This is a genomic window from Yoonia tamlensis, assembly GCF_900115105.1.
Lineage (GTDB): Bacteria > Pseudomonadota > Alphaproteobacteria > Rhodobacterales > Rhodobacteraceae > Yoonia > Yoonia tamlensis.
Genome location: NZ_FOYP01000001.1, coordinates 871764 through 897072 on the forward strand (window position 1 = coordinate 871764; position 25309 = coordinate 897072).

General features: G+C 55.4%; 26 protein-coding genes, 1 tRNA gene and 1 pseudogene. 14 read left to right on the top strand and 14 right to left on the bottom strand.

What is annotated here, in order from left to right; all coding sequences use genetic code 11:
• Positions 1-112: 112 nt before the first annotated feature.
• The 7 genes and pseudogenes from BM320_RS04620 to BM320_RS04645 all read right to left on the bottom strand — a co-directional run bounded on the left by BM320_RS04620 (position 113) and on the right by BM320_RS04645 (position 5915).
• Positions 113-469, bottom strand: coding sequence for a hypothetical protein (locus BM320_RS04620; RefSeq protein WP_090197014.1), 357 nt, complete (start codon positions 467-469; stop codon positions 113-115).
• Positions 470-588: 119 nt separating this feature from the next.
• Positions 589-1338 (bottom strand): ABC transporter ATP-binding protein, encoded by a 750-nt coding sequence (locus BM320_RS04625; RefSeq protein ID WP_090197016.1) that lies wholly within the window; start codon positions 1336-1338, stop codon positions 589-591.
• 79 nt (positions 1339-1417) lie between these two features.
• A complete protein-coding gene (locus BM320_RS16625) occupies positions 1418-1642 on the bottom strand; it encodes an ABC transporter ATP-binding protein C-terminal domain-containing protein (RefSeq protein ID WP_446001681.1) in 225 nt (74 codons plus the stop codon).
• A gap of 15 nt (positions 1643-1657) precedes the next feature.
• Positions 1658-2176 (bottom strand): annotated as a pseudogene (locus BM320_RS04630) (ABC transporter ATP-binding protein); the annotation flags it as partial.
• A 12-nt stretch (positions 2177-2188) separates the two neighbouring features.
• Positions 2189-3388: a branched-chain amino acid ABC transporter permease gene (locus tag BM320_RS04635; RefSeq protein WP_090197021.1), complete on the bottom strand. Its 1200-nt coding sequence runs from the start codon at positions 3386-3388 to the stop codon at positions 2189-2191.
• Between the two features lie 4 nt (positions 3389-3392).
• On the bottom strand, positions 3393-4424 hold the full coding sequence (locus BM320_RS04640; RefSeq protein ID WP_090197023.1) for a branched-chain amino acid ABC transporter permease: 1032 nt from the start codon (positions 4422-4424) through the stop codon (positions 3393-3395).
• Positions 4425-4550: 126 nt separating this feature from the next.
• Positions 4551-5915, bottom strand: a complete 1365-nt coding sequence (locus tag BM320_RS04645; protein ID WP_090197024.1) for a substrate-binding protein — start codon at positions 5913-5915, stop codon at positions 4551-4553.
• A gap of 220 nt (positions 5916-6135) precedes the next feature.
• Between BM320_RS04645 and BM320_RS04650 the strand changes: the two genes are divergently transcribed.
• The 5 genes from BM320_RS04650 to BM320_RS04670 all read left to right on the top strand — a co-directional run bounded on the left by BM320_RS04650 (position 6136) and on the right by BM320_RS04670 (position 11937).
• Entirely contained in the window at positions 6136-7440 is a 1305-nt protein-coding gene (locus tag BM320_RS04650; protein WP_090197027.1) for a short-chain fatty acyl-CoA regulator family protein, read from the top strand.
• A gap of 81 nt (positions 7441-7521) precedes the next feature.
• Positions 7522-7890, top strand: coding sequence for a response regulator transcription factor (locus tag BM320_RS04655; protein ID WP_090197029.1), 369 nt, complete (start codon positions 7522-7524; stop codon positions 7888-7890).
• A complete protein-coding gene (locus BM320_RS04660; RefSeq protein WP_090197032.1) occupies positions 7887-8150 on the top strand; it encodes a hypothetical protein in 264 nt (87 codons plus the stop codon). The genes BM320_RS04655 and BM320_RS04660 overlap by 4 nt, the downstream gene beginning before the upstream one ends.
• An 8-nt stretch (positions 8151-8158) precedes the next feature.
• The gene (locus tag BM320_RS04665) at positions 8159-10843 is read left to right on the top strand and encodes an ATP-binding protein (RefSeq protein ID WP_090197035.1); all 2685 of its coding nucleotides are present in this window, start codon (positions 8159-8161) and stop codon (positions 10841-10843) included.
• A 56-nt stretch (positions 10844-10899) separates the two neighbouring features.
• A complete protein-coding gene (locus BM320_RS04670) occupies positions 10900-11937 on the top strand; it encodes a FliM/FliN family flagellar motor C-terminal domain-containing protein (protein WP_090197038.1) in 1038 nt (345 codons plus the stop codon).
• Here BM320_RS04670 and BM320_RS04675 read toward each other — a convergent pair.
• From BM320_RS04675 to BM320_RS04685, 3 genes are read right to left on the bottom strand one after another with little or no spacing between them, the layout of a single operon-like run.
• Positions 11934-12359 carry a protein tyrosine phosphatase family protein gene (locus BM320_RS04675; RefSeq protein ID WP_090197041.1) on the bottom strand — a complete coding sequence of 142 codons (426 nt, stop codon included), beginning with the start codon at positions 12357-12359 and terminating at the stop codon, positions 11934-11936. The genes BM320_RS04670 and BM320_RS04675 overlap by 4 nt on opposite strands.
• Before the next feature lie 10 nt (positions 12360-12369).
• The gene (locus BM320_RS04680; RefSeq protein WP_090197044.1) at positions 12370-12801 is read right to left on the bottom strand and encodes a DUF6691 family protein; all 432 of its coding nucleotides are present in this window, start codon (positions 12799-12801) and stop codon (positions 12370-12372) included.
• The gene (locus tag BM320_RS04685) at positions 12801-13226 is read right to left on the bottom strand and encodes a YeeE/YedE family protein (protein WP_090197047.1); all 426 of its coding nucleotides are present in this window, start codon (positions 13224-13226) and stop codon (positions 12801-12803) included. The genes BM320_RS04680 and BM320_RS04685 overlap by 1 nt, the downstream gene beginning before the upstream one ends.
• 185 nt (positions 13227-13411) lie before the next feature.
• Between BM320_RS04685 and BM320_RS04690 the strand changes: the two genes are divergently transcribed.
• Positions 13412-13726 (top strand): ArsR/SmtB family transcription factor, encoded by a 315-nt coding sequence (locus tag BM320_RS04690; protein WP_090197051.1) that lies wholly within the window; start codon positions 13412-13414, stop codon positions 13724-13726.
• On the opposite strand, the gene BM320_RS04695 is transcribed toward BM320_RS04690, so the two are convergent.
• Complete coding sequence (locus BM320_RS04695; RefSeq protein WP_090197054.1) at positions 13723-13938, bottom strand: hypothetical protein; 216 nt, start codon at positions 13936-13938, stop codon at positions 13723-13725. The genes BM320_RS04690 and BM320_RS04695 overlap by 4 nt on opposite strands.
• Positions 13939-14049: 111 nt before the next feature.
• Here BM320_RS04695 and BM320_RS04700 point away from each other — a divergent pair, with 111 nt between their 5' ends.
• Positions 14050-14307: a DUF2312 domain-containing protein gene (locus tag BM320_RS04700; protein ID WP_090197057.1), complete on the top strand. Its 258-nt coding sequence runs from the start codon at positions 14050-14052 to the stop codon at positions 14305-14307.
• 3 nt (positions 14308-14310) lie between these two features.
• Here the strand turns inward: BM320_RS04700 and BM320_RS04705 are convergent, their stop codons facing one another.
• Complete coding sequence (locus BM320_RS04705; protein WP_090197060.1) at positions 14311-15192, bottom strand: hypothetical protein; 882 nt, start codon at positions 15190-15192, stop codon at positions 14311-14313.
• Positions 15193-15273: 81 nt separating this feature from the next.
• Here BM320_RS04705 and BM320_RS04710 point away from each other — a divergent pair, with 81 nt between their 5' ends.
• The 6 genes from BM320_RS04710 (at position 15274) to BM320_RS04730 (ending at position 20257) form a co-directional block, all read left to right on the top strand.
• Entirely contained in the window at positions 15274-16929 is a 1656-nt protein-coding gene (locus BM320_RS04710; protein ID WP_090197063.1) for an ABC transporter permease, read from the top strand.
• Between the two features lie 114 nt (positions 16930-17043).
• Positions 17044-17119 (top strand) — tRNA-Thr (locus BM320_RS04715).
• Positions 17120-17365: 246 nt separating this feature from the next.
• A complete protein-coding gene (locus tag BM320_RS16495; protein ID WP_242650953.1) occupies positions 17366-17698 on the top strand; it encodes an Arm DNA-binding domain-containing protein in 333 nt (110 codons plus the stop codon).
• 36 nt (positions 17699-17734) lie between these two features.
• A complete protein-coding gene (locus BM320_RS16500; protein WP_242650954.1) occupies positions 17735-18421 on the top strand; it encodes a tyrosine-type recombinase/integrase in 687 nt (228 codons plus the stop codon).
• A 672-nt stretch (positions 18422-19093) separates the two neighbouring features.
• Positions 19094-19678 carry a hypothetical protein gene (locus BM320_RS04725; protein ID WP_131802281.1) on the top strand — a complete coding sequence of 195 codons (585 nt, stop codon included), beginning with the start codon at positions 19094-19096 and terminating at the stop codon, positions 19676-19678.
• Between the two features lie 6 nt (positions 19679-19684).
• The gene (locus BM320_RS04730; protein WP_090197072.1) at positions 19685-20257 is read left to right on the top strand and encodes a hypothetical protein; all 573 of its coding nucleotides are present in this window, start codon (positions 19685-19687) and stop codon (positions 20255-20257) included.
• A 25-nt stretch (positions 20258-20282) separates the two neighbouring features.
• Here the strand turns inward: BM320_RS04730 and BM320_RS04735 are convergent, their stop codons facing one another.
• Both BM320_RS04735 and BM320_RS04740 read right to left on the bottom strand, forming a co-directional pair.
• Positions 20283-21587, bottom strand: a complete 1305-nt coding sequence (locus BM320_RS04735) for a sodium:solute symporter family transporter (protein ID WP_090197075.1) — start codon at positions 21585-21587, stop codon at positions 20283-20285.
• A 6-nt stretch (positions 21588-21593) separates the two neighbouring features.
• Positions 21594-23441, bottom strand: coding sequence for an alpha/beta fold hydrolase (locus tag BM320_RS04740; protein ID WP_090197079.1), 1848 nt, complete (start codon positions 23439-23441; stop codon positions 21594-21596).
• A 277-nt stretch (positions 23442-23718) separates the two neighbouring features.
• On the opposite strand from BM320_RS04740, the gene BM320_RS04745 reads away from it, so the two are divergent.
• A complete protein-coding gene (locus BM320_RS04745; protein ID WP_090200365.1) occupies positions 23719-25308 on the top strand; it encodes a vWA domain-containing protein in 1590 nt (529 codons plus the stop codon).
• The last annotated feature ends 1 nt before the right edge of the window (position 25309 follow it).

Genomic DNA, 25309 nt, shown 5'->3' on the forward strand with positions numbered 1-25309 from the left:
CTCGGCCGTTGCCCTTAATTCGCTAGGATCGCGACGTAACGTCACAATGCGTGTAGGTTCTTATAGGGCAAGCCAGCCGAGGGGGGAAGCGTTGCGATATGAAAATACGACGTTAGGCAGGAATGGCAAATGTGGCTTTCATATCAAGCGTTTCTGTTTGCCCATCGGACGCAGGCGGAGAAGCCGCAGGTTTTGTTGGGGCTTCATCATCATCATAGGGCAACATGGGTACACCGTAGGGGCGTAAAACACGTTCCGGCTGCTGCGCGGTAATATTTTTTTCGTGAAGTCCGGTGAAGGCTAACTTTGCATTCACAATTGGTGCGATAAAAGGTTTTTGTTCGCTTGTTATCGCCGTTCGGTCCAGCGCTGCAATTGTCGGGACCTTGGTGTCGACCGGACGCGGAACCGGCGCAACCGGCGCGACTGTCGCAACTGCTTTGGGGGCGGTGATAGGGTGAATGTCCATGGGTCTGACTCCGAATTTGCCAAAACGGCCTTGTCACAGAATCGCGCCAGAAGATTACCAAACCCTTAATAAATATGCGCCAGATGCCTGCTTAGGGGACAAACATCTGGCGAATTTTCTTAGATTGCGAGGTATTGCGCCCGCAGATCATCGTTTTCAAGCACCTCTGCCGCAGAGCCGTCAAACACAACCGTGCCCGTGTCCAAAATCACGGCGCGGTCCGCGAGTTTCAGCGCGGCAACGGCGTTTTGTTCAACGATTACAGTGGTGATGCCCTGATCGCGGATGATGCCCAATGTCTTGGCAATTTCTTGCACAATAACGGGGGCCAGACCCTCGTAGGGTTCGTCCAGCAGCAGGACCTTGATGTCGCGCGCAAGCGCGCGTGCAATGGCAAGCATCTGCTGTTCACCACCCGAAAGCGTGACGCCTTCTTGCTTGCGGCGTTCGCCAAGGCGCGGAAACAGCTCGTAGATGCGGTCCAGTGACCAGCCCTTGGGCGGTGCGATTTGCGCAAGCTGCAGGTTTTCTTCGACCGTGAGACCGGGGATGATGCGCCGGTCCTCTGGCACCAGTGCGATTCCGGCAGATGCGGCCTGATGGCTTTTCATTTCGTGCAGTGGCTGGTGGTCAAGCCAGATTTCGCCGTGGGTCAGGGCAGGGTCGTCAAGCCGCGCAATCGTGCGCAGGGTTGATGTTTTGCCGGCACCGTTGCGGCCCAAAAGAGCAAGAATTTCGCCCTCGTGGATGTTAAAGCTCACGTTTTGCACGATGTAGCTCTCGCCGTAATAGGCTTCGACTTCCCAAACGCTGAGGAAGGCGGGATGTGTCGCCGCGTTATTGGCGTGTTTGTTAAATGGTTGGTTCATTTTGTTCTCCGGGGTGCCAAACTCTCTTTGAGAGTTTGTGACCAATTCTTCTGGGAAGAATTGGCCGCTGGATGAAGGGTTAGACCTGCGCTTCGCCGAGATAGGCTTCGCGCACCTTTGGGTGGCCTTTGATGTTTTCGGGCGTGTCTTCGACAAGAGGTGTCCCTTGTGCCAAAACCGTGATCCGCTCTGCCAGCGAGAACACAACGTTCATGTCGTGTTCAATGATGGCCATGGTGATCCCGCGTTTGGTCCGGATCTCTTTGAGCAAGGCGATCGTGTTTTCCGTATCGGCCCGCGCCATCCCCGCTGTCGGCTCGTCAAGAAGCAAGAGCTTGGGGTCCTGCACCAGACACATTGCCATTTCCAAACGCCGCTTGTCGCCGCGTGACAGGCTTGACGTCACCATGTCCCGCTTTTCAAGCATATTGACATCGGCGAGCATTTCTTCGGCTTGGGCGCGAATACCTTTTTCCGCGAAGATGCTTTCGATCGCGTGCATCCGGAATGCGCCGTCGCGTTTGGCAAAGCAGGGGATCATCACGTTCTCGAATACGGTCAGATCGGTAAAGATCTCGGGTGTTTGAAACACCCGGCTGATCCCCATCTGGTTGATCTCGTGGGGCTTGCGCCCCAAGACCGATTGCCCGTCAAACATCACCGACCCTGAATCCGGGATCAGTTTGCCAACCAACACGTTGAGCAATGTCGATTTACCCGCCCCGTTTGGCCCGATAATCGCGTGCACCGTGTTTTCTTCAACGCTCAGGTTCACGTCACCCAGCGCTTGCAGGCCACCAAACCGTTTGTTGATGCCTTTGACTTCAAGGATTCCCATATCCGTTTCTCCTTATTCGGCAGGTTTGCTGGCGCCGGGATTGGCGTCATCGGTTTTCGTGCGGCGCAATGCAGCGAGGATTTTCTGCCCACCTTGGACAAGCCCACCGGGCAGGTAGATCACAACGAGCATGAACACGATCCCGAGTGTCAGGTGCCAGCCTTTGCCCACGAAGGGGTAAATGATGGTGACGACGAAATCTTCGAGCCCGCCTGGCAGGAACCCGAACCAGTCGTGCAGAACCTGACCGTTGATCTTTGAGAAGATGTTTTCAAAGTACTTGATCATCCCCGCACCAAGAACCGGACCGATCAATGTGCCGGCACCGCCAAGGATTGTCATCAACACAACCTCGCCCGATGCGGTCCACTGCATCCGTTCCGCACCGGCCAGCGGATCCATAGAGGCCATCAGCCCGCCCGCAAGTCCGGCATACATGCCCGAGATCACAAAGGCCGCAAGCGTATAGGGCCGTGAATTCAAGCCGGTATAGCTCATCCGGGTTTGGTTGGATTTGATCGCCCGCAGCATCAGGCCGAACGGTGACCGGAAAATCCGGATCGCAAGGTAGAATGCAAGTACCAGCATCACAGCAGCCAGATAGTAACCTGTGTTAAAGGTAAACGACCACGCGCCAATATTCAGTTCATAGGATGCGCGCATTTCTAGCCCGAACAGGGCCGGCACAGGAATGTTGCCGCTTGCGGTTTGCGCAGCACCCAAAATCCGTGGATCGTCCAGCGCCAGTTGCAGCCCGGTTTCGCCACCTGTGATGGGTGTCAGCACCGAATAGGCCAGCGCGAATGACATCTGCGCAAAGGCCAGCGTCAGGATCGAGAAGTAGATCCCCGAACGCCGCAGCGAGATATACCCGATCACCAGCGAGAACAGACCCGCAATGATCACGCTCAGGATGATCGCTGGCAGTACGTTCATGCTTAGCAGCTTGAACATCCAGACAGCAGAGTATGAACCCACACCCAAGAACGCCGCGTGACCAAATGACAGGTATCCGGTCAGACCGAACAGGATGTTGAACCCGATCGCAAAGATCCCGAAGATCACAAAGCGTTGCATCAGGTCAGGGTAGCCCGCGTTGAACTGGGCCATCTCGGACCCCGCAGGGAAGGGGTTCAGGATGATGGGTGCAAATAGTGTCAGGCCAATGACAACAAGTAGCAGCCGAAAGTCTTTCTTTTCGAGACCAAGCATTGGCTTATTCCTCCATCACGCCTTTGCGACCCATCAGGCCACGTGGACGTGTTAATAGAATGATAATTGCGACCAGATAGATGATAACCTGGTTGATACCGGGCAGGTTGCTGACCGCCCAAGAGGTTGAAGCAAAGCTTTCAAGAATTCCCAAAAGGAACCCCGCCGCGACCGCACCGGGAAGTGACCCCATGCCGCCCACAACAACAACCACAAAGCTAAGCACCAGAAAATCCATGCCCATGTGGTAGTTCGGCGGGTTGATCGGCACATACATGACACCGGCAAGCCCCGCGACGGCTGCCGCGATCCCGAACATGATGGTGAACCGTTTGTCGATATCAATGCCAAGCAGCCCGACAGTTTCGCGGTCGGCCATACCGGCGCGCACAACCATCCCGAAGGTGGTGAACCGCAAGAAGGCGAATACCGCACCGATGATCACAAGCGAGAAGAAGAAGTACACAAGACGCCAGTAGGGGTAGATGATCGCGTTTGCATCAAATCCAACAAGCACACCGAAATCAAAGCTGCCCTTGAACGCGCTTGGCGCAGGGGTCGGGATCGGGTTTGCACCGTAGTAGTATTTGACGATCTCCTGGATCACGATGGCAAGACCAAAGGTCACAAGGATCTGGTCCGCATGGGGGCGCTTGTAAAAGTGTTTGATAAGCCCGCGTTCCATCACATAGCCGATGCCGATCATGATCGGAATTGCGAAAATAAGTGAAAGCGGAACCGCCCAGTCTATGATCGCATCGCCGGCGGCAACGCCGAACCAGTCGTGCACATAGGGAACGTCGACTTCCATTGGATTGCCCAAGAAGTCGGTCCGTGTCTCGTCCACAATTTTGTGGCTGAGGCTTAAGAATTTGCTAAGAGTTACGGCGCAGAATGAGCCGAGCATAAAGAGTGCGCCATGCGCAAAGTTGACAACGCCAAGCGTCCCAAAAATGAGCGTAAGCCCAAGCGCGATAAGCGCGTAAGCTGACCCTTTATCGAGCCCGTTAAGGATTTGCAGTATGAACTGGTCCATGAGGTGACCTCTGATCGGTTAAGTGTTGGCGGGATACCAAAAGACATACCGCTGCCCTTGAGGGCGCAGTTTCTTGTCGACGTGACAGGCCACCACGTGATGTGGTGACCTGTAATTTTTGGTGATTTATGCGCCCGGGTTACATGTGCCCAATGCGCCGCCCGCGAATTGCGGGTGCTCTGGGTCGTATGTGACCTGATCCACAGGGGTAACTTCAACGATTTCAACGAGGTCGAATTCGTTTTCAGGGTTTTCTTTACCACGCACAACCACAACGTCTTTAAAGCACTGGTGATCGTCTGCACGGTACAGTGTTGGGCCGCTGCCCAGACCGTCAAATTCAAAGCCTTCAAGAGCTTCGACAACGGCACATGGGTTGAACGAGCCTGCACGTGTCACAGCATCCGCATAAAGCAGTGTCTGTACGTATGTTGTGTGTGCAGCCTGGCTTGGTGGGAAGCCGTATTTCTCGCCAAAGGATTTCACGAAAGCGTTGGTGCCGCTATAACGCGCGCCTTTTTCGTTTTCGAGTTTCCAGTCCCAGTTCTGTGAACCAAGGATGCCGGCGATGTTTTCGCCCGCACCGCGTGCCATCAGCTCTGAGTAGAGCGGAACAACGATTTCGAACTGCTTGCCGTTGGCTTGTGCTTGACGCAGGCCGAACTGAACAGCGTTGGTCAAAGAGTTCACCATGTTTCCGCCGTAGTGGTTCAGAACCAGAACGTCGGCACCAGAGTTCAGAACAGGTGCGATATAAGAAGAGAAGTCGGTCTGTGTCAGCGGTGTTTTCACAGCGTTCACAGTTTCCCAACCCAATGCTTCGGTTGAAGAACGTACAGCTTCTTCTGTTGTGTAACCCCAGTTATAGTCTGCGGTCAGGTGGTAGGCCTTACGGTCGGTGCCGTATTGCGCTGCAAGCACGGGCGCAAGCGCCGCACCGGACATGTAAGAGTTAAAGAAGTGGCGGAAACCGTTGGCCCGCTTGTCTTTACCAGTTGTGTCGTTCGAGTGGGTCAGACCCGCCATGAAGATAACACCAGCTTCTTGGCAGAGAGCTTGAACAGCAACAGCTACACCAGAGGAAGAACCGCCGGTGATCATGATGGCGCCGTCTTTTTCGATCATAGACCGTGCAGATGCGCGCGCAGCGTCAGACTTTGTTTGTGTGTCGCCTGTGACATATTTTACTTCGCGGCCAAGAATACCGGTACCATCCAATACTTTAGATGAGAAGGTGCTCAGCATGCCGCCGTCGCCGCCACCGTTCAGGTGCTCGACAGCAAGCTCATACGCACGCAGTTCGTCTGCGCCCTCGTCTGCGTATGGGCCTGTTTGTGGCACGTTAAAGCCAAGGACGACTTCGCTGGCGCCTGGGGCATTTGTAAAGCCAGTATGTGAATCCGCGCGTAGATACGTCGGAAGCGCAAGACCGGCACCGGCAATTGCGCCGGTTTTCAACACGCCGCGACGTGAGAAATTCGATTTTGACATTAGTTTCCTCCCTAAAGGTTTGTGCTGCTTGATCCACAAGGGACCGTACAGCTTGTACGTGTACGTACCTTTCCATTCTTGAGCTTGAGGGGTGTTCAATCAACAAGCCATTGGGGGGACTTGTTTTATTTGTAAAGTTATGTACAAATTTTTTTGCAAGTCTGTAAACCCGTTATCCCGCAGGTGCAGAAAGCAATTGAAAGCATTGAGGTAATTTTTCATGCCAACGCAGCATTTGACCGGCGGGCGCATCCGCGACAGACGACTTGAACTGGGGTTGCGCCAAGCAGCAGTCGCAGCGGCGGTCGGGATTTCACCTTCTTACCTCAATCTGATCGAACATAACCGTCGCAGAATCGGCGGCAAGCTGTTGGCCGACATCGCGCGCCTTCTCGAAGTCGACGCGACATTGCTCACACAAGGGGCGGATCGTCACCTTTTGGAGCGCATGCGTGGCGCTGCCGCCGCATTTGAAACCGACGCCGAAATTGCCCGCGCCGAGGACATTGCCGCCCGTTTTCCCGGCTGGAGCGCGCTCATCGTTGCCCAGGCCCGCCGGATTGCGGCGCTTGATACGCATATGGCCGCGCTGACCGACCGGATCACGCATGACCCCCAGCTTGCAAATGCACTGCACGAAGTCATTTCAACAGTCACTTCGATCCGCTCTTCGGCCTCGATCCTTGTCACCCAAGAAGAGCTGGACGCCGACTGGCAGCGCCGGTTCCACGAAAATATCCACAAGGACAGCCTGCGGCTTGCCGCCAGCAGCGAAGCATTGGTTGCCTATCTCGAGACCCCAGAAGCAGATGTCGACATTGTGCAGTCGCCGGTTGAACAGCTCGAAAGCGCTTTGGCGCGCACGGGTTACCATGTTGCAGCGTTGGAAGCGGGCAATGCCGATGTGGCGCAGGTTGCCCGTGATCTGGGGCTCAAGGGGCCTGCAACCGTGCTGTTTGCCAGTTTTGCCAAGCAATATATGGCCGACGCAAGGGTTCTGCCTTTGGCCACATTTACCGAAGCCTGCCGCGCGCTTGACTATAACCCCGCGCAATTAGCAGGGGAATTCGGTGCCGATTTTGCGGCCGTTTTGCGCCGCTTGGCAAGCCTGCCTGCCGATACGTCGCTTCCGGCGATGGGATTGGCGATTGCAGATGTTTCGGGGACGCTGACGTTTTTGAAACCTGTGCCCGGGTTCAACTATTCACGGCGCAACGGGGCCTGTCCGCTGTGGCCGATTTTCGGGGCGTTAAGCCGCCCCACTCAGCCCGTCCGCGCCGAAGTTTCGCTGCCTGACGCGGCCCGTACACGTTTCTTGTGTTACGCGATTGCCCAACCCCAAGGGGCGCAGCAATTTGATGTTACCCCCGTTTTGAACAGCACGATGCTGGTCGTCGCAGACCCCCCCGAAAGTAAAGCAAATGCAATCGCAGTCGGTGGTTCGTGCCGTATCTGCCCACGCCCTGATTGTACCAGCCGCCGCGAGCCTGCGTTAATTGGTATCAGTGGAGCCAGAGGGCTTTGACTTCCCCAAGCAATCGCCTGATACTCGCGCATAGGGAGGCTGCGCTTGCGGGTGCGGTAAGACAATTGGGGAGGCGATGGGATGGGCAAACGTGTCCTTCTGATCGAGGATGAGCCGAATATTCTTGAGGCGATCAGTTTTATCCTGTCCCGCGACGGCTGGACGGTGCACACACATGAAGATGGGGAAACGGCAATGAAAAAGGTCATCGGGTTTCCACCCGATATGATCATTCTCGATGTGATGCTGCCGGGACGCAGCGGGTTCGATATTTTGCGCGACTTGCGCGAAAACCAGATTACCAAAGATATTCCCGTAATGATGTTGACCGCGCGCGGACAAGAAAAGGACCGTGAACTCGCGATGCGGCTCGGGGCGAACCATTTTATGACCAAACCGTTTTCAAATGCCGATGTGCGCGATCATGTGCGCAGCTTGATTGACGCATGAGCGGTGGTCGCAAAGCCACGATTTTTCTTGAACAGGCTGGCTACCGGCAACGCCGGCTTCGTGATGCGCTGCGGGTTTGGCCGGTTTTCGGGTGTATTCTTTTGGTGGTGCCGCTGCTTTGGTCGCTGGACCCGTCGGGACAGCCGGGAAATGCGGCGGCGCTTACCTATGTTTTCGGGGTCTGGGTCATATTGATTGCGGTGACTGTGCTGATGGCGTGGGCCTTGCGGGGTGACGACCCGAGCAACCCGAAACCCTGAGCGCGCCAATGCTTGGGATCAACACCGTCATCGCCTTTTCGCTTTGCTATGTCGCGTTCCTGTTTTTCGTGGCATTCTGGGCTGAACGGCGGGCCAAGCGGGGCAATGCGACATGGTTGCATTCGCCGCTGATCTATACGCTGTCGCTTAGCATTTATTGTACCGCCTGGACGTTTTACGGCGCTGTCGGTTATGCAGCCCGTTCGGGGCTGGAATTTGTGACAATCTACCTGGGGCCGACGCTGATGATGATCGGCTGGTGGTGGATATTGCGCAAACTAGTGCGGATCGGACGCGCGCAGCGGATTACATCGATCGCCGATCTTGTGTCGTCGCGATTTGGCAAATCCACCAGTCTTGGGGTGATTGTCACGGTGATATCCGTGGTGGCTGCGACCCCTTATATTGCGCTGCAATTGCAATCTGTGACCCTGTCGTTTGCGGTTTTTGCGCAATCGGGCGGACAGCTTTGGCAAGATGCCGATCTTAATGCGACAGCAACATGGGTCGCGGTCGGCTTGTTTGTGTTCACCGTGATCTTTGGCACCCGCAATCTTGACGCAAATGAACGCCACCACGGGATCGTTATTGCTATCGCCGTCGAAGCCGTGGTCAAGCTGATCGCGCTACTTGCGGTCGGGGTGTTTGTGGTTTGGGGCATTGCAGGCGGCCCCGCCGAGATGATGCAGCGGATCGACAATTCGCAGATTGTACTTTGGGATCAGGATGGTGGACGGTGGATCAGCCTGATTTTTCTTTCGGGTGCAGCGCTCTTGTGCCTGCCGCGGATGTTTCAGGTGCTGGTTGTCGAAAACGCGGACGAGCGTCACCTCGCGATCGCAAGCTGGGCCTTTCCGACCTATCTGTTCCTGATGAGCCTCTTTGTGGTGCCGATTGCGGTTGTCGGGCTGGATCTGCTGCCTGTGGGCAGCAACCCCGATCTGTTTGTACTTACCGTGCCATTGCAAGAAGGCAAACAAGGGCTTGCGATGCTGTCGTTTTTGGGCGGGTTTTCTTCGGCCACGTCAATGGTGATGGTTGCGACAATTGCGCTGGCAACGATGGTGTCAAATCATATTGTTGTGCCGGTCTGGCTGTCACTGCGGCCCAGCCAGCAGGCGGTAATTTCAGGCGATATCCGGCATGTCATTTTGTTGGCGCGCCGTCTGTCGATTGCGGGCGTGCTATTTCTCGGGCTTGTCTATTACCGTCTGTCGGGCGGCGGGACAGCGCTCGCGGCCATCGGGCTTGTATCGTTTTCAGGGGCGGTGCAAATCCTGCCTGCGATGCTGGGCGGCGTTTTCTGGCGCGGTGCGACACGGCTGGGCGCGGCCACAGGGCTATTGATCGGGCTTACGGTGTGGCTTTGGACATTGTTCCTGCCCAGCTTTGGCGATGCGGCGCTGATCGGTCAGACGGTGCTGGATCAGGGGCCATTCGGGATGGCTTGGGCGCGCCCGCAGGCGCTTTTCGGGATTGTTGGGCTTGATCCGTTGGTGCACGGGCTGCTTTGGTCGATGCTGTTGAATACAGCGGGATTTATCATTGTTTCGCTCGTCACTTTTCCGACGCCGCTGGAACGGCTGCAAGGCGCACAATTTGTGAATGTGTTTGAACATTCCGCAGCGGCACCCGCATGGACCACCGCCGCCGCTGGGGCCGAAGACCTGTTGATCATGGCACAGCGCATTATGGGCAGCGAACAGGCGCAGGCGATTTTTGAACGCGAGGCCGTGCGTCAGGGCAAGAAGGGTTTTCTGCCCGAAGTAACACCAAGTTTTGTCGAACTGCTCGAGCGTGACCTTGCGGGCAGCGTTGGCGCGGCCACGGCCCATGCGATGGTCGGACAACTGATCGGCGGCAGCGGCGTGTCGGTCGAAGACCTGATTGCGGTGGCCGATGAGGCGGCGCAAATCCTCGAATACTCCAGCAGGCTCGAGGCCAAATCCGCCGAACAAGAACAGACCGCGCGCGCCTTGCGCGAAGCGAATGACAAGCTCACCGCGTTGTCGATCCAAAAAGACGCTTTTCTAAGCCAGATCAGCCATGAGTTGCGGACACCGATGACCTCGATCCGGTCGTTTTCCGACATCCTGCGCGACGGAGAAATCGGGCTTGCGGAACAAAAACGCTATTCGGGGATTATCCATGACGAGGCAATTCGCCTGACCGGATTGCTGGATGATTTGCTGGACCTGTCCGTGCTCGAGAACGGGCAGGTAATGTTACATGTGAAAACGGGCAATCTGGGGCAATTGCTCGAACGCGCAATCGGGGCCGCGGGCGGGCTGGGCGATGCATTTGAAATCCGTAGCGCGCCTGATCTGGGTGATATGCGCGTGACCACAGATTTGGACCGTTTGGTGCAGGTCTTTATCAACCTGATTGCAAATGCACGCAAATACTGTGATGCGCAAACACCCTGTCTCAGGATTTCATGCGCCGATCATGGTGATAGTTATCTAATTGATTTTATTGATAATGGAAGCGGCATTGCCCCCGAAAACCAGCAACTTATCTTTGAAAAATTCTCGCGGGTTGCGGATGGATCAAAGGCCGGCGGTGCGGGGCTAGGTCTTGCGATCTGTCGCGAAATCATGCGCCGGCTGGGGGGCGATATTGCCTATCTGAACGGGCAATACGGCACAGCGTTCCGCGTCACATTGCCCAAAGAAAAACCTGCGGATTGTTAGGATAACCGTAACGATTGGTTGGCTATTCTAATCGCGGAATTCTTGGTAACGGGCGCATGTCTGACAGCACACATTCATCCATTTTGCGGCGTATGACGGGGCAAAATGAACAGGCCAAAGGCCACAGCCCTGTCACATCGTCGCGCGCGGTGCGGCTGGCATTGACCAAGGCTGCAAATGATACGGTCGGGCTTGAACTGACGGTTGGCGGCGTTGCCGATCACATTGTGCCGCTTGATGAAATGCTTGCCGCATTGGATGACGGGCTGCTGCTTGTGGGGCTAACCCGTGATGCACAGCTTGTCGGTCTTGCAGCACTCGATATGGAACTGCGCGCTGCGATTGTCGAAATGCAGACAATGGGGCGGCTAAGCACACAAAAATCTGATGGTCGTGCACCAACGGGTACGGATAAAATCCTTTGTGACCCGATGCTTGCGGCGTTTCTGGGCGCTTTACCACCCGCATTGGCCGGCACCAGTTTTGGCGGTTGGGTTGATGATATCAAGACGCAAGACCAGATTGATAGCAAACGATGGGCGGGGCTGAACCTGCGCGACTGCCCCTACCGATTGCTGCGCATGACGGTTGATCTGGGCGTCGCCGACCGCGAGGCGCAAATCGTGATCGCGCTTCCGGTGATTACTGTCGCGCAAGAACCCGAAGTAACGCCGCCAGCCTGCATCAATTGGTCCAGCGCGTTTCAGGCCAGTATTGCGGCGGCACCAGCCTGTCTTGACGCGCATTTACACCGGTTCAAAATGGCAATCGGTGCGGCGCAATCGCTTGCTGTGGGGCAGGTTGTGCCGCTTCCTGGATGTACGGTTGGTTCGGTGCGTTTGCGCGCGCCGGACGGCAAGATAATCGCCCATGCCAAATTGGGGCAGGTGGGTGGCATGCGCGCGTTGCGGATCGAAAAACAAATCACACCAGAACTGTCTGAACTTGACGGGGCACCAATGGCACCCCCGCCCGCACTTGGCTTGGATCACATGTTGGGGGATGCCGAATCCTATCCAGAGGCGTCGGAGGCAACTGATCTGGGTATTCCAATGACCGCAACTGCGGAACTACCGGCGCTGGAAGATAATTAACCGGCGCTAAGGTGGTCCAGTTGCGCGCGCATCCCTGCCAGATCATAGCCGGCAGCGGCAGTAGCTGCGATGATATCATCGGTCGGCATTTCACCAGCCTGGCCAAGCGACCAGACGATGGATGATCTGGTGCCAGAGGCGCAATAAGCCAAAGTCGGACCATTTGCGCCCAGCATGACCTCTTTTTGAAGCCTTACCATATCCATGTTCAACCCTTGATGGGTGACGGGATTAACGACAAATGCCAGTCCGGCTGCCTTGGCTGCGGCTTCTATTGCGTTGGCCTGATGGCTTGGCGGGACTTCGGCATCGGGGCGGTTGCAGATAATCGTCGTAAACCCGGCCGCAATAATTGCAGGCATGTCCGTGACATCAATTTGCGGCGAGACCGCGTAGGTCGGGCTGATCTGTCTAATATCCATGACGGGTCTTTTAGCTTGCTGTTTCGTATTGGTCCAGATGTGTCCGCACGCGTGGTGCGATCGCCATGCCTGCAAGCATCGCAATCATAAATGCAATCCCGCCAATGCCCCCAAAAAGAAGCGAAGCAACCGCCGGACCAGGGCAAAGCCCCGCCAGCCCCCAACCTATGCCGAACAATGTCGAGCCAATCACAAGATTGCGCCCGATGCGCGGTTCAGGCGGCGCGGGAAAACTGTCGGCATAGACGGGTTTGCGCGACTTTGTCAGCTGCCATGCAATCGCCATTGGCACGATCGCGCCGCCCATGACAAAGGCCAGTGTCGGATCCCAATTGCCAAAAATATCCAACCATCCCTGCACCTTATCGGTATTGGTCATGCCAGATACCAGCAATCCTACGCCAAATGTGGCGCCGGTAATAAATGAAACAAGCACCCGCATCAGATTACTCCTAGAACATGTTTAAAGATCACAACGGTCAGCCCGCCCGCGCCGATATAAAACCCTGTGGCCACTATGCCGCGCAGCGACAGTCGCGAAATCCCGCAAACCCCGTGCCCCGATGTGCAGCCGTTCGCCAGCCGTGTGCCGACCCCCACAAGCAGCCCCGCGGCGACGACCACCACCAGATTGCCTGTCACATTGGTTTGCGCGCCGCCCGTCGCAAAGGCGGCTATCCCCGGCACGAACAACAGCCCTGCAACCAAAGCGGCGCGTTCTTGCCAGTCGCTTTTGCCCGAGCCGTCGACCAGCCCGCCGATGATCCCCGATGCGCCCATTATCCGCGCGTTAAACAAAAGGAATATCGCGCCTGCGATTCCAATGATCGCGCCGCCGATCAGCCCGTAAATCCAGTCGATATGCATGTCACAGTCCTGTCTTCTTGCCCGTTAGGACGCTGATAACCGCACCGGTTTTGGCCGGGCGTCGTCGCGGTCCTGTTAAAAATGCCTTTACATTACGGGCTGTTCAATTTCTCTAGGGGTGAACATATAGGCTTTCCAAAACATTTCAATATTGGAATATAAATAAATGCAGCGGTGTTGGTTCGATGTCGGAAACAGTTGAAATGATTGCGGAAAAAATGGATGCGGCGGCGGTCGAAGCCGCTGAACTGTTCAAGGCGCTTTCCAATCCGGGCCGTTTGCGGATTTTATGCGCGCTTGTGCCGGGCGAACAAACTGTTGGCGCGCTCGAAGAGCAATTGGGCGCGAGCCAGTCATATGTATCGGGTCAGTTGCTCCGCCTGCGCAGCGAGGGGCTTGTCATCTGCGAACGGGACGGGCGCAGCATGCGCTACCGGCTTGCGGATCCACGGGTCCGCCCGATGCTTGAACGCGCCTACGAGGTGTTCTGCCCGCTTTAGCCGAAGAAAACCCCGATCACGACCGCCATCAGTCCGATCATCGACACGAACAATGCGCCAAGGTTGATCGGCAAAATCACCGACACACGTGCGCGCAATTCTTCGTCGGACAGGTTTGCGCGTTTGGCTTTGGTCACCGCGACGATGCTATAGACGATGCCGGCAAGCCCGATCACCGACAAAATCGCACCGCCCCAAACAATGATTTCCATGACCCGTCTCCTTGCGTTTATGTCCGCCTATCGCGCGCGCGCGCATCGTGCAAGGGTTGCGGCGCTGCGGGGCAAGGGCTAGGACATGAAAAACCTATCAGGAGAGCAGCCATGAACGATCAAGTCACCGATTCTGTATCCACTGTCGCAGGCGACGAATTGCGCCAGTTTATCGAGCGTTATGAACGTCTTGAGGCGGAAAAGAAGGACATCGCCGAGGCGCAGAAAGAAGTCATGGCCGAAGCCAAAGGGCGCGGTTACGACACCAAGGTGCTGCGCAAGATTGTCGCAATCCGCAAGCGTGACGCAAATGATATCGCCGAAGAAGAAGCCGTGATGGACATGTATATGGCCGCCATCGGCATGTAGGTTCTAGGCGAAGGGCAGCAGCAATGTGACGCCATCCATCGCCGCGATTTCTGCAAGGTCTGCCTCGTAGTTATCTGACATCATTTGGACCATGCCCGCGTCCAGTTCGGGCAGGTCGATTTCGGCCTCATCCGCGCCAGGGATTGCGTATTCTTCCCAGCAATCGGCAATGATTGTCTGGCGCGCGCTTTCGCTGGCTGCGGGCTGCGCATTCAGCCGGTCGCGCAAGACTGTGAACCCGTCGCGCTGCATCAACCCGTCCAATGCGTCCAGCCCACCCGAAATCGGGGCCGCAGCCGGAAGGCCCGTGAAACGCCGGATCAGCTGGGGCCAAAGGATCGGCGCGTCTTCTTCGCACCAAACGGTCAGTTGGGCATCCGGCGCCCCCGCCAATAGGCGCCGCACGACATCGGCCCAACGCATATCCGCCGGTCGCGTGATCCCGAAAAGTGATGCAAATCCGGTGGCCTTGGGGCGCCGCATCAGGTCTTGCAAGAATGTGGCGGGGTGTTGCATGCCAAAAAACAGGCTTAGCTGGTCGTCGGGGAACAGGCTGCGCAGCGCGCGCGTTTTTGTTTCGGCCTGCGGGTAGAATACCCCATGTTCGAACACCCGATTGGGCACGCAGATAAAGTTGCCGTTTGCCAACAACAGCCGCTGCGCGTTGTCATCCTCGACAATGCTGTCAAGCAGCACATCACGGGTGCCCGCCGCAGGTATCGCGCCGTCAAGTCCTTGAATTGTTGTGCGAATAAGGCTGCGGTATTTTCCCGGCCCGGGTGCGGCAATGCCGTGTTTCACCAATGCATCCGCATTGCGCAGGGTTGATTTCAGCAACCGATCTTCATCGGTGCCATGCGCGCCGATGTGATGTGCAATCTGCATGGGGCTCACTCTCTTGGTATGATTGTCCCTATCATAGGGGGATTTCTGGACAGTTAAACTGCTTTCGGATAGTCGGTTTTCATGTCCGGAACTATTCGACAAATATCAACGCATGCGCGCAAGCGTTCCCCTGTATCGCCCTGGTCTGTCGGGGCGGTTGTGATTGCTATGATGGTGCTGATCCCCATTGGCGCAGTGATCTGGTTTGCGCTGACTCCGACCGAAAATATCTGGCCGCATTTGCTGCGCACGACCCTGCCGCGCTATCTGGCGAATACCGCGATCTTGATGGTCTGCGTCGGCACATTGACCGCAATGATCGGCACTGGCGCTGCGTGGATGGTCGTGATGTACCGGTTTCCGGGGCGGCGGGTGTTGCAATGGGCCTTGCTGATGCCATTGGCGGTGCCGGCCTATGTCGGGGCCTATGCGCTGGTGGATTTTCTGGAATATGCAGGCCCTGTGCAAACGGCGCTGCGCGAAATTATGGGCTGGCAAACCGCCCGCGACTACTGGTTCCCCGGAATCCGGACGCGCGGTGCAGCGGTGCTTGTGCTAAGCATGGCGCTTTATCCTTATGTCTATCTTTTGGCACGGGCCGCGTTTCGCGAACAATCCGGCGCCGCCTATGAAGTTGCCCAAGCATTGGGGGCAGGGGCCTTTGGCCGGTTCTGGCGGGTGGGGCTGCCGCTCGCGCGGCCTGCGATTGCCGCAGGCGTAGCCGTGGTGATGATGGAAACGGTGAATGATTTTGGCACTGTCGACTTTTTTGCCGTGCAGACGCTGACGACAGGGATATTTTCGGTCTGGCTACAGGGTGGAAACCTTGGCGGGGCGGCGCAACTGGCGACCTGTGTGCTGGGGTTGATCATACTGTTGGTCACGCTTGAAAAATTCAGCCGCCGCAAAAGCAAATTCTTTGGCTCTGCTCGCGGGCTGCGCCCTGTTACGGCTGCCCAACTGCACGGCGCGCGGGCTTGGGCGGTGACGTTTTGCTGCCTAATTCCTGTGCTGGGCGGGTTTATCCTGCCTGTGGCGGTGCTATTGACCCATGCGTTTGACGCAGGGCAATGGGTCGCCCCCGGCCTGCGCAAGGCCCTGTTCCACACCATCACCGTTGGCGGGATTGCCGCCGTGCTGACGGTCTTGGGCGGCGTGTTTATGGTCTACGGCGTGCGCCTGTCCGGCAAACGGCTGCCCGCGCTTTTGATGCCGGTCACAGCAATCGGCTACGCGGCGCCCGGCGCGGTTCTTGGGCTTGGTATTCTTGTGCCTTTGGCCTATTTCGACAATGCGCTGGCGGATACATTCGTGCGCTTTGGGCTGCGCGATCCGGGGCTGATCTTTACCGGCACCGCCGCCGCGCTGGTGCTGGCCTATGTGGTGCGATTCTTTGCGATCGGGCAGGGCACAGCGGATGCCGCATTGGGCAGGGTCGCGCCCAGCCTGCCGATGGCCGCCCGTTCACTGGGGCGCTCAGCGGGTGGGACGTTGCGCGCGGTGCATCTGCCGCTGGTTAAAGCCTCGATCGGATCGGCGCTGCTTTTGGTCTTTGTCGATTGCGTCAAAGAGCTGCCCGCAACCCTGCTCTTGCGCCCGTTCAGCTATGATACATTGGCCACGCGCGTGCACGCCAAAGCCTCGCTCGAAGACATCGCCCAAGCCGCGCCCGCAGCGCTGATGATCACGCTCGTCGGGTTGGCTGCCGTCGCATTGCTTGCCCGCACAAACCGGTAAATCCGCGGATAAAACTTTTTTCGGAAATGTGCAAAAAACCCCATTGCATTGCCAAGTTTGTCCCTGCTATATGCCGCTCAGTCGATAAGACGAAGCAGGAAACTGCACACCAGTGCCCCTATAGCTCAGCTGGTAGAGCAACTGATTTGTAATCAGTAGGTCCGCGGTTCGAGTCCGTGTGGGGGCACCATTTTATCATTCAGACTTATCCGATGACTTCCGATAGCACCTTGTTTGTAAGGTTTGTGTCGAGATCGTTTGTCCAATGCTTCTTTATAACGTCCAGCAGCGTACCCCCAGATAGGGGGTATTCTAGGGGGTACGATGAAAACTGGAAAAACTGCGTAGCCCCACCATGCCCCTAAGCGATATCAAGATTCGAAATCTCAAACCACGCGAGAAAGCGTGCTAAGTCAGCGACTTTGAAGGGCTGTTTGTGCTTGTGAAGGTTAGCGGATCAAAGTCGTGGCGCTTTAATTACCGTATCGATGGCAAAGAGCGTTTGTTGGTCATCGGTGACTATCCAGCAGTAGCGTTAGCCAAGGCGCGTCAAGTGCGCGACATTGCCAAGGCCTTATTGGCGGATGGCATTGACCCCAGCGAAGCCAAGCAAGAAGAGAAGCGTATTAGGCTTGAGGCCAAAGGTCAGACCTTTGAAAAAATCGGTGCCGCATTTCTTGCTAAACAACGCAAAGAGGGGAAGTCAGCGGCCACACTGTCGAAGACAGAATATCACCTGAAGCTCGCGAAACGTGACTTTGGCCGCTAGCCGATAACAGAGATTACCGCGCCTATGATCCTTAAGATGCTTCGTAAGGTTGAGGCGAAAGGCAATTATGAGACAGCGCACCGCCTGCGTGCAAGTATCGTATCTATATTTCGCTGTTCTGTTGCCAGCGGGATAGCTGAGACTAATCCAACCAATGCGCTGCGCGACGCCTTGATCCGCCCCACCCGTGTTCACCGTGCTGCAATTATCGAACCCAAAGCACTGGGACGCTTAATGGTCGAAATCGATGGATTCGAAGGGCAGGCAACGACGCGCATTGCTCTAAAGCTGTTGGCGATCCTTGCCCAAAGACCGGGGGAACTGCGTAACGCGATGTGGGAAGAGTTCGACCTAGCCGAGCGCGTTTGGTCAATTCCTGCGGCTAAGAAGAAAATGCGTCGTGATCATAATGTACATCTGCCTGATCCAGCGATCACGTTGCTGGAACAACTGCGCGCCATGAATAACAAAGGCGACTACCTGTTTCCGTCTTTGCGAACATGGACGCGCCCTATGTCTGAAAACACCCTGAACGCGGCATTGCGCCGTATGGGGTATTCTGGCGACGAAATGACCGCCCATGGTTTCAGAGCCTCATTTCGACATTGGCCAATGAAAGCGGATTGTGGAACCCTGATGCTATCGAACGTGCCTTGGCGCACGTCGAGAAAAACGAAGTGCGCCGCGCCAATGCGCGGGGCGAACATTGAGATGAGCGGGTAAGGTTGTCAGGGTGGATTGCAGACATTCGCTGATGCGAGCACCAATGATTGCCGAGCGGGTCACTGTATGCTTTCGCCGCAAGCGCGAAAAACAACCCTTGAACTAAATCATCGACACCAACTGGCGGCCAGCGGCCGTTCGCTGCGGCGTGCACCAAGGACTGCTACGCGGACAAACCCGCGTTTTGCAGATGCAGCTATTGCTCACGCAGCATTTACCGGCATGTACAGCGGTAAGCATTCTGAAACGCAGCAGATTTTACGAGAGCGGCCATCGAGAGGGGCAAAATGAGGTATTCCCAAACCACACTTTCGCTGCGTGCGGGTCCAATAATCAGGTCGCGGACAAACCGGCTGTCGTGATGAACCGTGCGTAGGGCAGCTTTCACGCACTGTTCTTTTCGATGCCCCCCAAGCATCTGCTGCTGGCGTACGAGGGATTTACCGCGCCCGGGCAAAAACTACTTGGGGCGGTGCTGGGGGTGTCAATCGCGCGAGACGGATACCGTTGATATTGTCTGGCAGTGTCAATTCAGCAATCACGGATACTCCGAAGAATATTGGAGGCCGGTCTTCCCTTCTCACCTTCCTATTAGTTACCAAACCTCACCCAAATGAGTGACGGTACACTAGTCCTTCTTGCGGTATGTTTCCTGACTACAGGAGACGATGAATGCAAAAAAACAAATCCACCATGCTGGCAGTTGCAGCACTGGCCATAATCGCAGTGATAGCTTTGACATTTGTAATGACGATGGGGCGCACTGCTGACGAACCGTTTGTAAAATTAGAAGAAACCGCCCCCTCTGGCCCGGTGATGGTCGTCGAACAAAGCGCGGTCGGTTCATGGACTGTTGCAACTTATGAGATTTTACAAACGCCGGATGGTGCTTTGAGCGCAATGCTAACGTTTGATACTGCCAACTCCGAAGAATGCGCCAATTTTGTGAAACAGGCACAACCATGGCTGACGATGTGTGATATCGCAGCTACGCAGGGGTATCCGGTCATCATGGAAGGGTCTCTTGTTCAATCATATCAAGACACTACGGTGTATGATGGGATGCTAGTGCGCACCGATACATCAGATGAGTACCGCGCCGCCTTTAGCGAGGCACCGTTTGATAGCTATAACATGCGCATGAGCCCGGTTCCCGGCAATAACCTTGATCAAGCCCAAAACTTTTTCTTTGATGCTGACGCCAGCGCGGCACGTTCGGAGATCCTGAGGATCGAAGAAATGCGAGAGAAAGGATAAGTTCTGATGACACGCTTATTACAGGTGCTCATCGCCGCATCCCTCTTCGCAATTGGGCAGACGGTGAATGCACAAGATATCAATGTTTGCGGAATGCGCGATGCAAGATTTAACGCCCAATTAGAGGCGGTTCTTGAACAAGATTGGCTGTTACAAATTGGCCCCAGCGTTGCCGAGGTTTCGGGGACTGCCATCCCAGACGGTTTTCTCTCTCCGCTACTGAATGTCACTGTGTCGTTCGACAATGGAACGCTTGTGATCCAAGGCGACAGTCTGCGCCGCGAATTTGTGTTGGATTGGGAACACGAAAGAACTGCCAATTTTGATGCCCCCGACCCCACAAACCCCGCATACAGCGACTTCCCAGACACGGGCGAGGTCGACACGCTATTTGAGTGCGGTCTCGCCGGAACTCCGTTTTTGAGTGGATATGGCGTCTCTACAAATGCAAATGCGCCGCAATTGTCGATCTATCTATGGATTCAGTCTGACACCAGCGTGATGGGCATGTCTGTTGCAGAGGTTAGAAATGGCGCTGCCCGCAGTATGCTGAGGTTTAGGAAAGTGGAAATAGAGTGAAATCGCCCATATTTGGTAAGTCTCATCAGCTCACACCCATAGCTGTCGCGCGTGGCTGAAACGCATAATAGCTTATGCTGGCCACCATAAACCCAACAATTGTGGCAAAATCCTGTGCGAAAAAGTTGACGAAAAGTGCGCTGAAGACACCGGCGTTCATGGAAATGAAAGCAGCCCGGGCGCCGGGAGCTTTGAGAAACAAACTACCCAAAGCCACAGGAAGAAAAACAGAGAGCGTGTTAAAGGCCGTTATGACCTGATTGATCAGATCTCCCATCAAGATCGAGACGACAGCCGTTATTGTTAGCAATGCGACGACAATGAAACGCATGCGTTTGATGCTCAGATTGGGGCCAAGCCCGTTGGTGAGCGGCATGATGAACGTGTCTACCGATGACATGATGCAGGCCGTGAGCATTGCAATGACGACCCAACCCATCCCTGCGGGGAGCATCATTTCAAAGGCGGCTTGCATCGTTTGGGCTGGGGATGCAAAATATCCAACCAGACAGATCACTCCGTAAATAAAGCCACATACGATCCCCGCAACCACATAGCTTTGTCGCGCGATTTGCGGGGTTTGTGCAATGGTGATGCGTTGCCAGTTATCCACCGCAAGCAATGCGCTGAAAGGGATAAACAGACAGATCCCAATGAGAATGGCTGGGTGATGCGTCCCGAATGTGATGACGGGCGCAGTTGGTGTTGTGGGAACCGTTAGGTTGAGCGCAACGAAACCTATCGCCCCGAGAAGTACGGCAGCTTGGAAGACATCGCTTTGGACGGCTGCTTGATAGCCGCCTATCACTAGATAGAGGCCCAAGACCGCAGTGCAGATTACCACGGCAACTGTGTATTGTCCGGGTAGACTGGCCTGCACCAAAAGCCCGAGCGCCCCAATTTGGACTGCCGAGCGCAATACAAACACTATCGCAAGTGGCATCCAGATAAGGCTCTGATGACGCAAGCCATGGCTTTTGGTGATCAAATCAACAAGGCCGACGATGCCAAAATGCTCCCCGCGTGCATGTAATATCGGCGCCAGCGCCGCGCATAAAAACAGCCCCGACGTATAGGCCAAAGCAATCGCAAATCCTATGATCGGGCTGTTTTGGCTAAACAAGAACAAGGCCAGAAAGGTCCCAACCCCGACATTGCCACTGATTGCGCCTGCGGTTGTGCAGACCCAACCATTGCCGCCAGAGTTCAGCGCAAATTGCCCAGCGTCAACAATGCCACCGCGTCGCAGGTAATCCCAAGCGGACATCACAAGCGGAACCAACAACACGCCAAGAACTGCAAGGGTTTGGGCAGCGCTTACATGGAACATAATGCGTTAACGCCGCGTGATCAGGCCAAGCGGCCCCTTCAAAAGCCGCGCCACGAGGTCAGTTTGCCCCTTAACCCCCACTTTCTCGTAAATACGCTTAAGATGCGTCCGGGTGGTATGGATCGACACGCCAAGCAGCGTTGAAATCGCATCTGGTGACAACCCGTCAAGAATACCTACCGCTGCCAGCGATTCTTTGCGTGTTAACCCATAGGCAAGTTGCAACAGTTCGGCACGATTGCTGTTATCCATGTCATGCCCCGTCGGCCGCAAGATCAGCACCGCTGCGGGCCCACCACGTTCAAGGGCAGTTTGACGCAACGCGGCTGGGCGGAAATGAAACCCTACGGCCTCTGAGTCAACAATAAGAAGTTGCTCACCGGACCCTTTACGACAGGCCGCGCGGAATGAAGCATCGCAATACGACTGTGCAATGCGTGTCAGTGCATTAAGGTCGACGGGCGCAGGGCGCGGATGACCCAACTCTACGACCGCATCAAAGAAACTGTCATTGGCATAAGAAACTTCGAAATTTGCCGACACAACGGCGATCCCGATTTGAAATCGATCAATCACATTCTGAAAAATCGCCCCAAGGGCTGCGGACGACATCAGTTTCTTATTCAACGCATAAGACCGTTCCATATGCGGCATCAATGCCCTTAGAACGCTGTCAAATTGCGCAACACTTAGGGGGGTGTCAGCGGCCATCGCATGGGTCCAGCGATAAAGCAATTCAACCCAGCGGTCATCGTCTTCAATATGCGTATAGCAAAACGCGACTAGTTCTTCTGGTGTGAAAATGCGATCAAGGTCTTCATGTCCAAGCCGCCGCAAGATATCAGAGCTCACATCAGCCATGTCAATTGACGTGTCCGCAGAAATCGTCTCATGGCTGTCGTGTGTTTTTCCACACCAATCGCTGATCAAAGTGGAAATCTGCAAACGCTTTTCGTCAATCACCATGCCTGCGCGGCCGCCTTCGACGCACAAGCTATCGACTTGTGTTGCGCCCATTTTTGCAAAGTGTTTTTTCATCGGCACAACAAAGGCGCCACTGGCGGTCATCGGATCGTCGCTGCCATACATGATAAGAAAGGCAGTCCCTTTTGCCAATTGCACCGCCTTGTCGCGTTTCCACGCGTTATCAATGCCACGAAACATTTCATAGAAATACCCGGTGGTTGGTGTCGGCCAAGCCAAGGGATCGGCCAGCAAAACATCCGTAATTGCACGATCCGAGGACATGACATCAATCAAATGATCACGATCCGTAAGATGCGCCCCAAGAAAGCTATAAAGCTGATGCATGGTCAGATCGTCAGGGCTATCCTCAGGATTAAACTGAGCCCTCGCACGCGAAATCCCACGCGCCAATTTCATGATCACAGGTTGATTTGGCGGCGGGGCTATCATCACGATTTTGCTGGCAAGGTCAGGCCATGTTTTCAACACCTCAAGCACGAGTGGACTGCCGATGTTGGGCGCAACGATCAAACGGTCTTGCCACGGCACATCTTCAAATGCGGTCTTCATCGAGAGGATCAGATCGGCCACGAGTTTCTCCCAGCCTGCCCCAATTTCCATATGTCCCAAAGGTGCGCGCGGTCCTGATGAATGCCCATGCCCGCGCAAATCCGCCGCACAGACGTTCCAGCCGTGTTTGGCCAGCCCACGCATTGTTTCTGCCAGATTAAGCGAATGTTGCGCCGTGCCGTGGATCAAAAAAGCAGTACCACGCGCAGTCCCTACCGCAGCGATTTTCCTTCGTGCCAAGGCCACACCGTCAAGTGCGAAAATCTGGTCTTCTGTTATTGGTATTTCCGCTTTTTGCGCATGACGAACGTATGGCATTCTCGGTTTTTGCTCCAGTGTGGTGTGCGCAGGTAGGTGGTCAATCGCAAAGAGAATCCGTCATTGCGCCATCAATCGGAAAATGAATGTATGAACAATCTGAACGCACTATGACGCGGTTTGCTTTGCGGTTCAATGCAACCAACTGTGGTCAGGTCACCCATTTGAGTGAGGGCAAGCTAATGGACGGGTGATAGGCTTCGAAAATTGCACCATAAGGATTGAACGGATGCACGTTGCAAAATTGAAGACTATGTTATTTGCAGGCGCTTTAGCGATGATTAGTAGCAATTTTGCACATGCCCAAGGTGATGCCCAACAAAGTGATTTAATGGTCGTTTTGGATGGGTCCGGGTCGATGTGGGGGCAGATTGACGGGCGCACCAAAATTGAGATTGCGCGTGAAACGCTGTCGCAAGTGTTAGAAGAAACTACCACCGAAATGAATATCGGCATGATCGCCTACGGCCACCGCGAACGCGGCGCGTGCGGCGATATTGAACTGCTTGTGCCTGTAACCCCTGCGGCGCAATCGGTGTCGCAAATCATCAGCGCCGCATCCAACCTGCAGCCCAAAGGTAAAACGCCCTTGTCTGATGCCGTCCGAATGGCTGCTGAAACAATGCGCTACACGGAAAATGCGGCGACCGTTGTGCTGGTTACAGATGGAATTGAAACCTGCAATGCCGATCCTTGCGCGCTGGCGTCCGAGCTTGAGGCTGCGGGCATTGATTTCACCGCGCATGTCGTGGGCTTTGGTTTGAGCGCCGATGAGGGCCAACAGGTTCAATGCTTAGCTGACATAACGGGTGGTGCCTATTTTTCGGCAGCAGATGCCGGAGGACTTCAGGATGCTTTGACTCGCGCACTCAATCACCCAGAGATCACCTTGGACGACAGTGATTTCACCCCCATCGGGCCTGTACCACGCAATGTGGAATTCTTTATCCGCGATACCGCAAATGATCCAATTTTGGGCATACGTGAATTGACCATCGCCATCACACAAGCGGATGGAACGCCCGTTGCGCGCGATAACTACAGTCTCAATTATCCAGAGGCATCCGACCTTTCGGCAACCGCGAGCCTGCCACCGGGCCAATATATTGCGGCGATCACCCGGGTCGGAATATATGACGCATCAGCGACCTTCCATGTGCCAGAGGGTAGGGGCACGCATTTGGTTGACTTGTCCCTGTCAGCACGGCTTGTGATCAACACATTTTTGAACCCTGCCATACCGCTTGACACAGCGAACCCACCGACGTCATCAGTGAAACCGCACGCATGGTCCTATTATGAGATCTATCCTTTCGTCGATGGATCGCTCGCAGAAACGCCATTGCATGAGGCTTACGAAAACTTAGATTTCGCCCTGCCTGCCGGCGACTATCTGATCCGTGCCAATTTGGACCGCACGACGTCAGCGGAGAAAATCGTCTCTGTCGCGCCCGGCGGCATCACAGAGGTCGATTTTTCTTTCGATGTGACCCGTGTTTTCGTCGAAGCCATGCAGACAAACGGACAACGTGTTGAGCGTCAGACCACGTACTTCTATGACGAACCCCGCTCGGGTCGGAATTATTTTGCAAGCGGCGGCGGGATTGCCAGCAATGGGGACGTCACCCCGTTTTATCTACCGACTGGTCGTTTTGTGATGAATGTTGGTGGCGAAGGTTATGGCGTGCGGCGTAGCGAATTGATCGTCGACGTGACGGGCGACTATGCCGACATCCGCTTAGTCGTCGGTGAAGGTGCGACACTCAGCACTGATGAAATCGCATTCCTGACTTCGCCCGACCATCGCCCCTGTGCGACATTTCTACGTGTAAAATATGTCGGTTGTTTGATGAATCCTGTTCCATGAT

Excerpts from the sequence above, each read along its gene's own strand:
- BM320_RS04675 (WP_090197041.1), bottom strand. The coding sequence starts at position 12,359 with ATGGATATTAGACAGATCAGCCCGACCTACGCGGTCTCGCCGCAAATT.
- BM320_RS04620 (WP_090197014.1), bottom strand. The coding sequence starts at position 469 with ATGGACATTCACCCTATCACCGCCCCCAAAGCAGTTGCGACAGTCGCG.
- BM320_RS04625 (WP_090197016.1), bottom strand. The coding sequence starts at position 1,338 with ATGAACCAACCATTTAACAAACACGCCAATAACGCGGCGACACATCCC.
- BM320_RS04710 (WP_090197063.1), top strand. The coding sequence starts at position 15,274 with ATGTCCGGAACTATTCGACAAATATCAACGCATGCGCGCAAGCGTTCC.
- BM320_RS04730 (WP_090197072.1), top strand. The coding sequence starts at position 19,685 with ATGACACGCTTATTACAGGTGCTCATCGCCGCATCCCTCTTCGCAATT.
- BM320_RS04640 (WP_090197023.1), bottom strand. The coding sequence starts at position 4,424 with ATGGACCAGTTCATACTGCAAATCCTTAACGGGCTCGATAAAGGGTCA.
- BM320_RS16625 (WP_446001681.1), bottom strand. The coding sequence starts at position 1,642 with ATGGCGCGGGCCGATACGGAAAACACGATCGCCTTGCTCAAAGAGATC.
- BM320_RS04735 (WP_090197075.1), bottom strand. The coding sequence starts at position 21,587 with ATGTTCCATGTAAGCGCTGCCCAAACCCTTGCAGTTCTTGGCGTGTTG.
- BM320_RS04725 (WP_131802281.1), top strand. The coding sequence starts at position 19,094 with ATGCAAAAAAACAAATCCACCATGCTGGCAGTTGCAGCACTGGCCATA.
- BM320_RS04740 (WP_090197079.1), bottom strand. The coding sequence starts at position 23,441 with ATGCCATACGTTCGTCATGCGCAAAAAGCGGAAATACCAATAACAGAA.
- BM320_RS16500 (WP_242650954.1), top strand. The coding sequence starts at position 17,735 with ATGCTTCGTAAGGTTGAGGCGAAAGGCAATTATGAGACAGCGCACCGC.
- BM320_RS04655 (WP_090197029.1), top strand. The coding sequence starts at position 7,522 with ATGGGCAAACGTGTCCTTCTGATCGAGGATGAGCCGAATATTCTTGAG.
- BM320_RS04680 (WP_090197044.1), bottom strand. The coding sequence starts at position 12,801 with ATGCGGGTGCTTGTTTCATTTATTACCGGCGCCACATTTGGCGTAGGA.
- BM320_RS04635 (WP_090197021.1), bottom strand. The coding sequence starts at position 3,388 with ATGCTTGGTCTCGAAAAGAAAGACTTTCGGCTGCTACTTGTTGTCATT.
- BM320_RS04690 (WP_090197051.1), top strand. The coding sequence starts at position 13,412 with ATGTCGGAAACAGTTGAAATGATTGCGGAAAAAATGGATGCGGCGGCG.
- BM320_RS04670 (WP_090197038.1), top strand. The coding sequence starts at position 10,900 with ATGTCTGACAGCACACATTCATCCATTTTGCGGCGTATGACGGGGCAA.
- BM320_RS04700 (WP_090197057.1), top strand. The coding sequence starts at position 14,050 with ATGAACGATCAAGTCACCGATTCTGTATCCACTGTCGCAGGCGACGAA.
- BM320_RS04685 (WP_090197047.1), bottom strand. The coding sequence starts at position 13,226 with ATGCATATCGACTGGATTTACGGGCTGATCGGCGGCGCGATCATTGGA.
- BM320_RS04745 (WP_090200365.1), top strand. The coding sequence starts at position 23,719 with ATGATTAGTAGCAATTTTGCACATGCCCAAGGTGATGCCCAACAAAGT.
- BM320_RS04705 (WP_090197060.1), bottom strand. The coding sequence starts at position 15,192 with ATGCAGATTGCACATCACATCGGCGCGCATGGCACCGATGAAGATCGG.
- BM320_RS04665 (WP_090197035.1), top strand. The coding sequence starts at position 8,159 with ATGCTTGGGATCAACACCGTCATCGCCTTTTCGCTTTGCTATGTCGCG.
- BM320_RS04660 (WP_090197032.1), top strand. The coding sequence starts at position 7,887 with ATGAGCGGTGGTCGCAAAGCCACGATTTTTCTTGAACAGGCTGGCTAC.
- BM320_RS04650 (WP_090197027.1), top strand. The coding sequence starts at position 6,136 with ATGCCAACGCAGCATTTGACCGGCGGGCGCATCCGCGACAGACGACTT.
- BM320_RS04645 (WP_090197024.1), bottom strand. The coding sequence starts at position 5,915 with ATGTCAAAATCGAATTTCTCACGTCGCGGCGTGTTGAAAACCGGCGCA.
- BM320_RS04695 (WP_090197054.1), bottom strand. The coding sequence starts at position 13,938 with ATGGAAATCATTGTTTGGGGCGGTGCGATTTTGTCGGTGATCGGGCTT.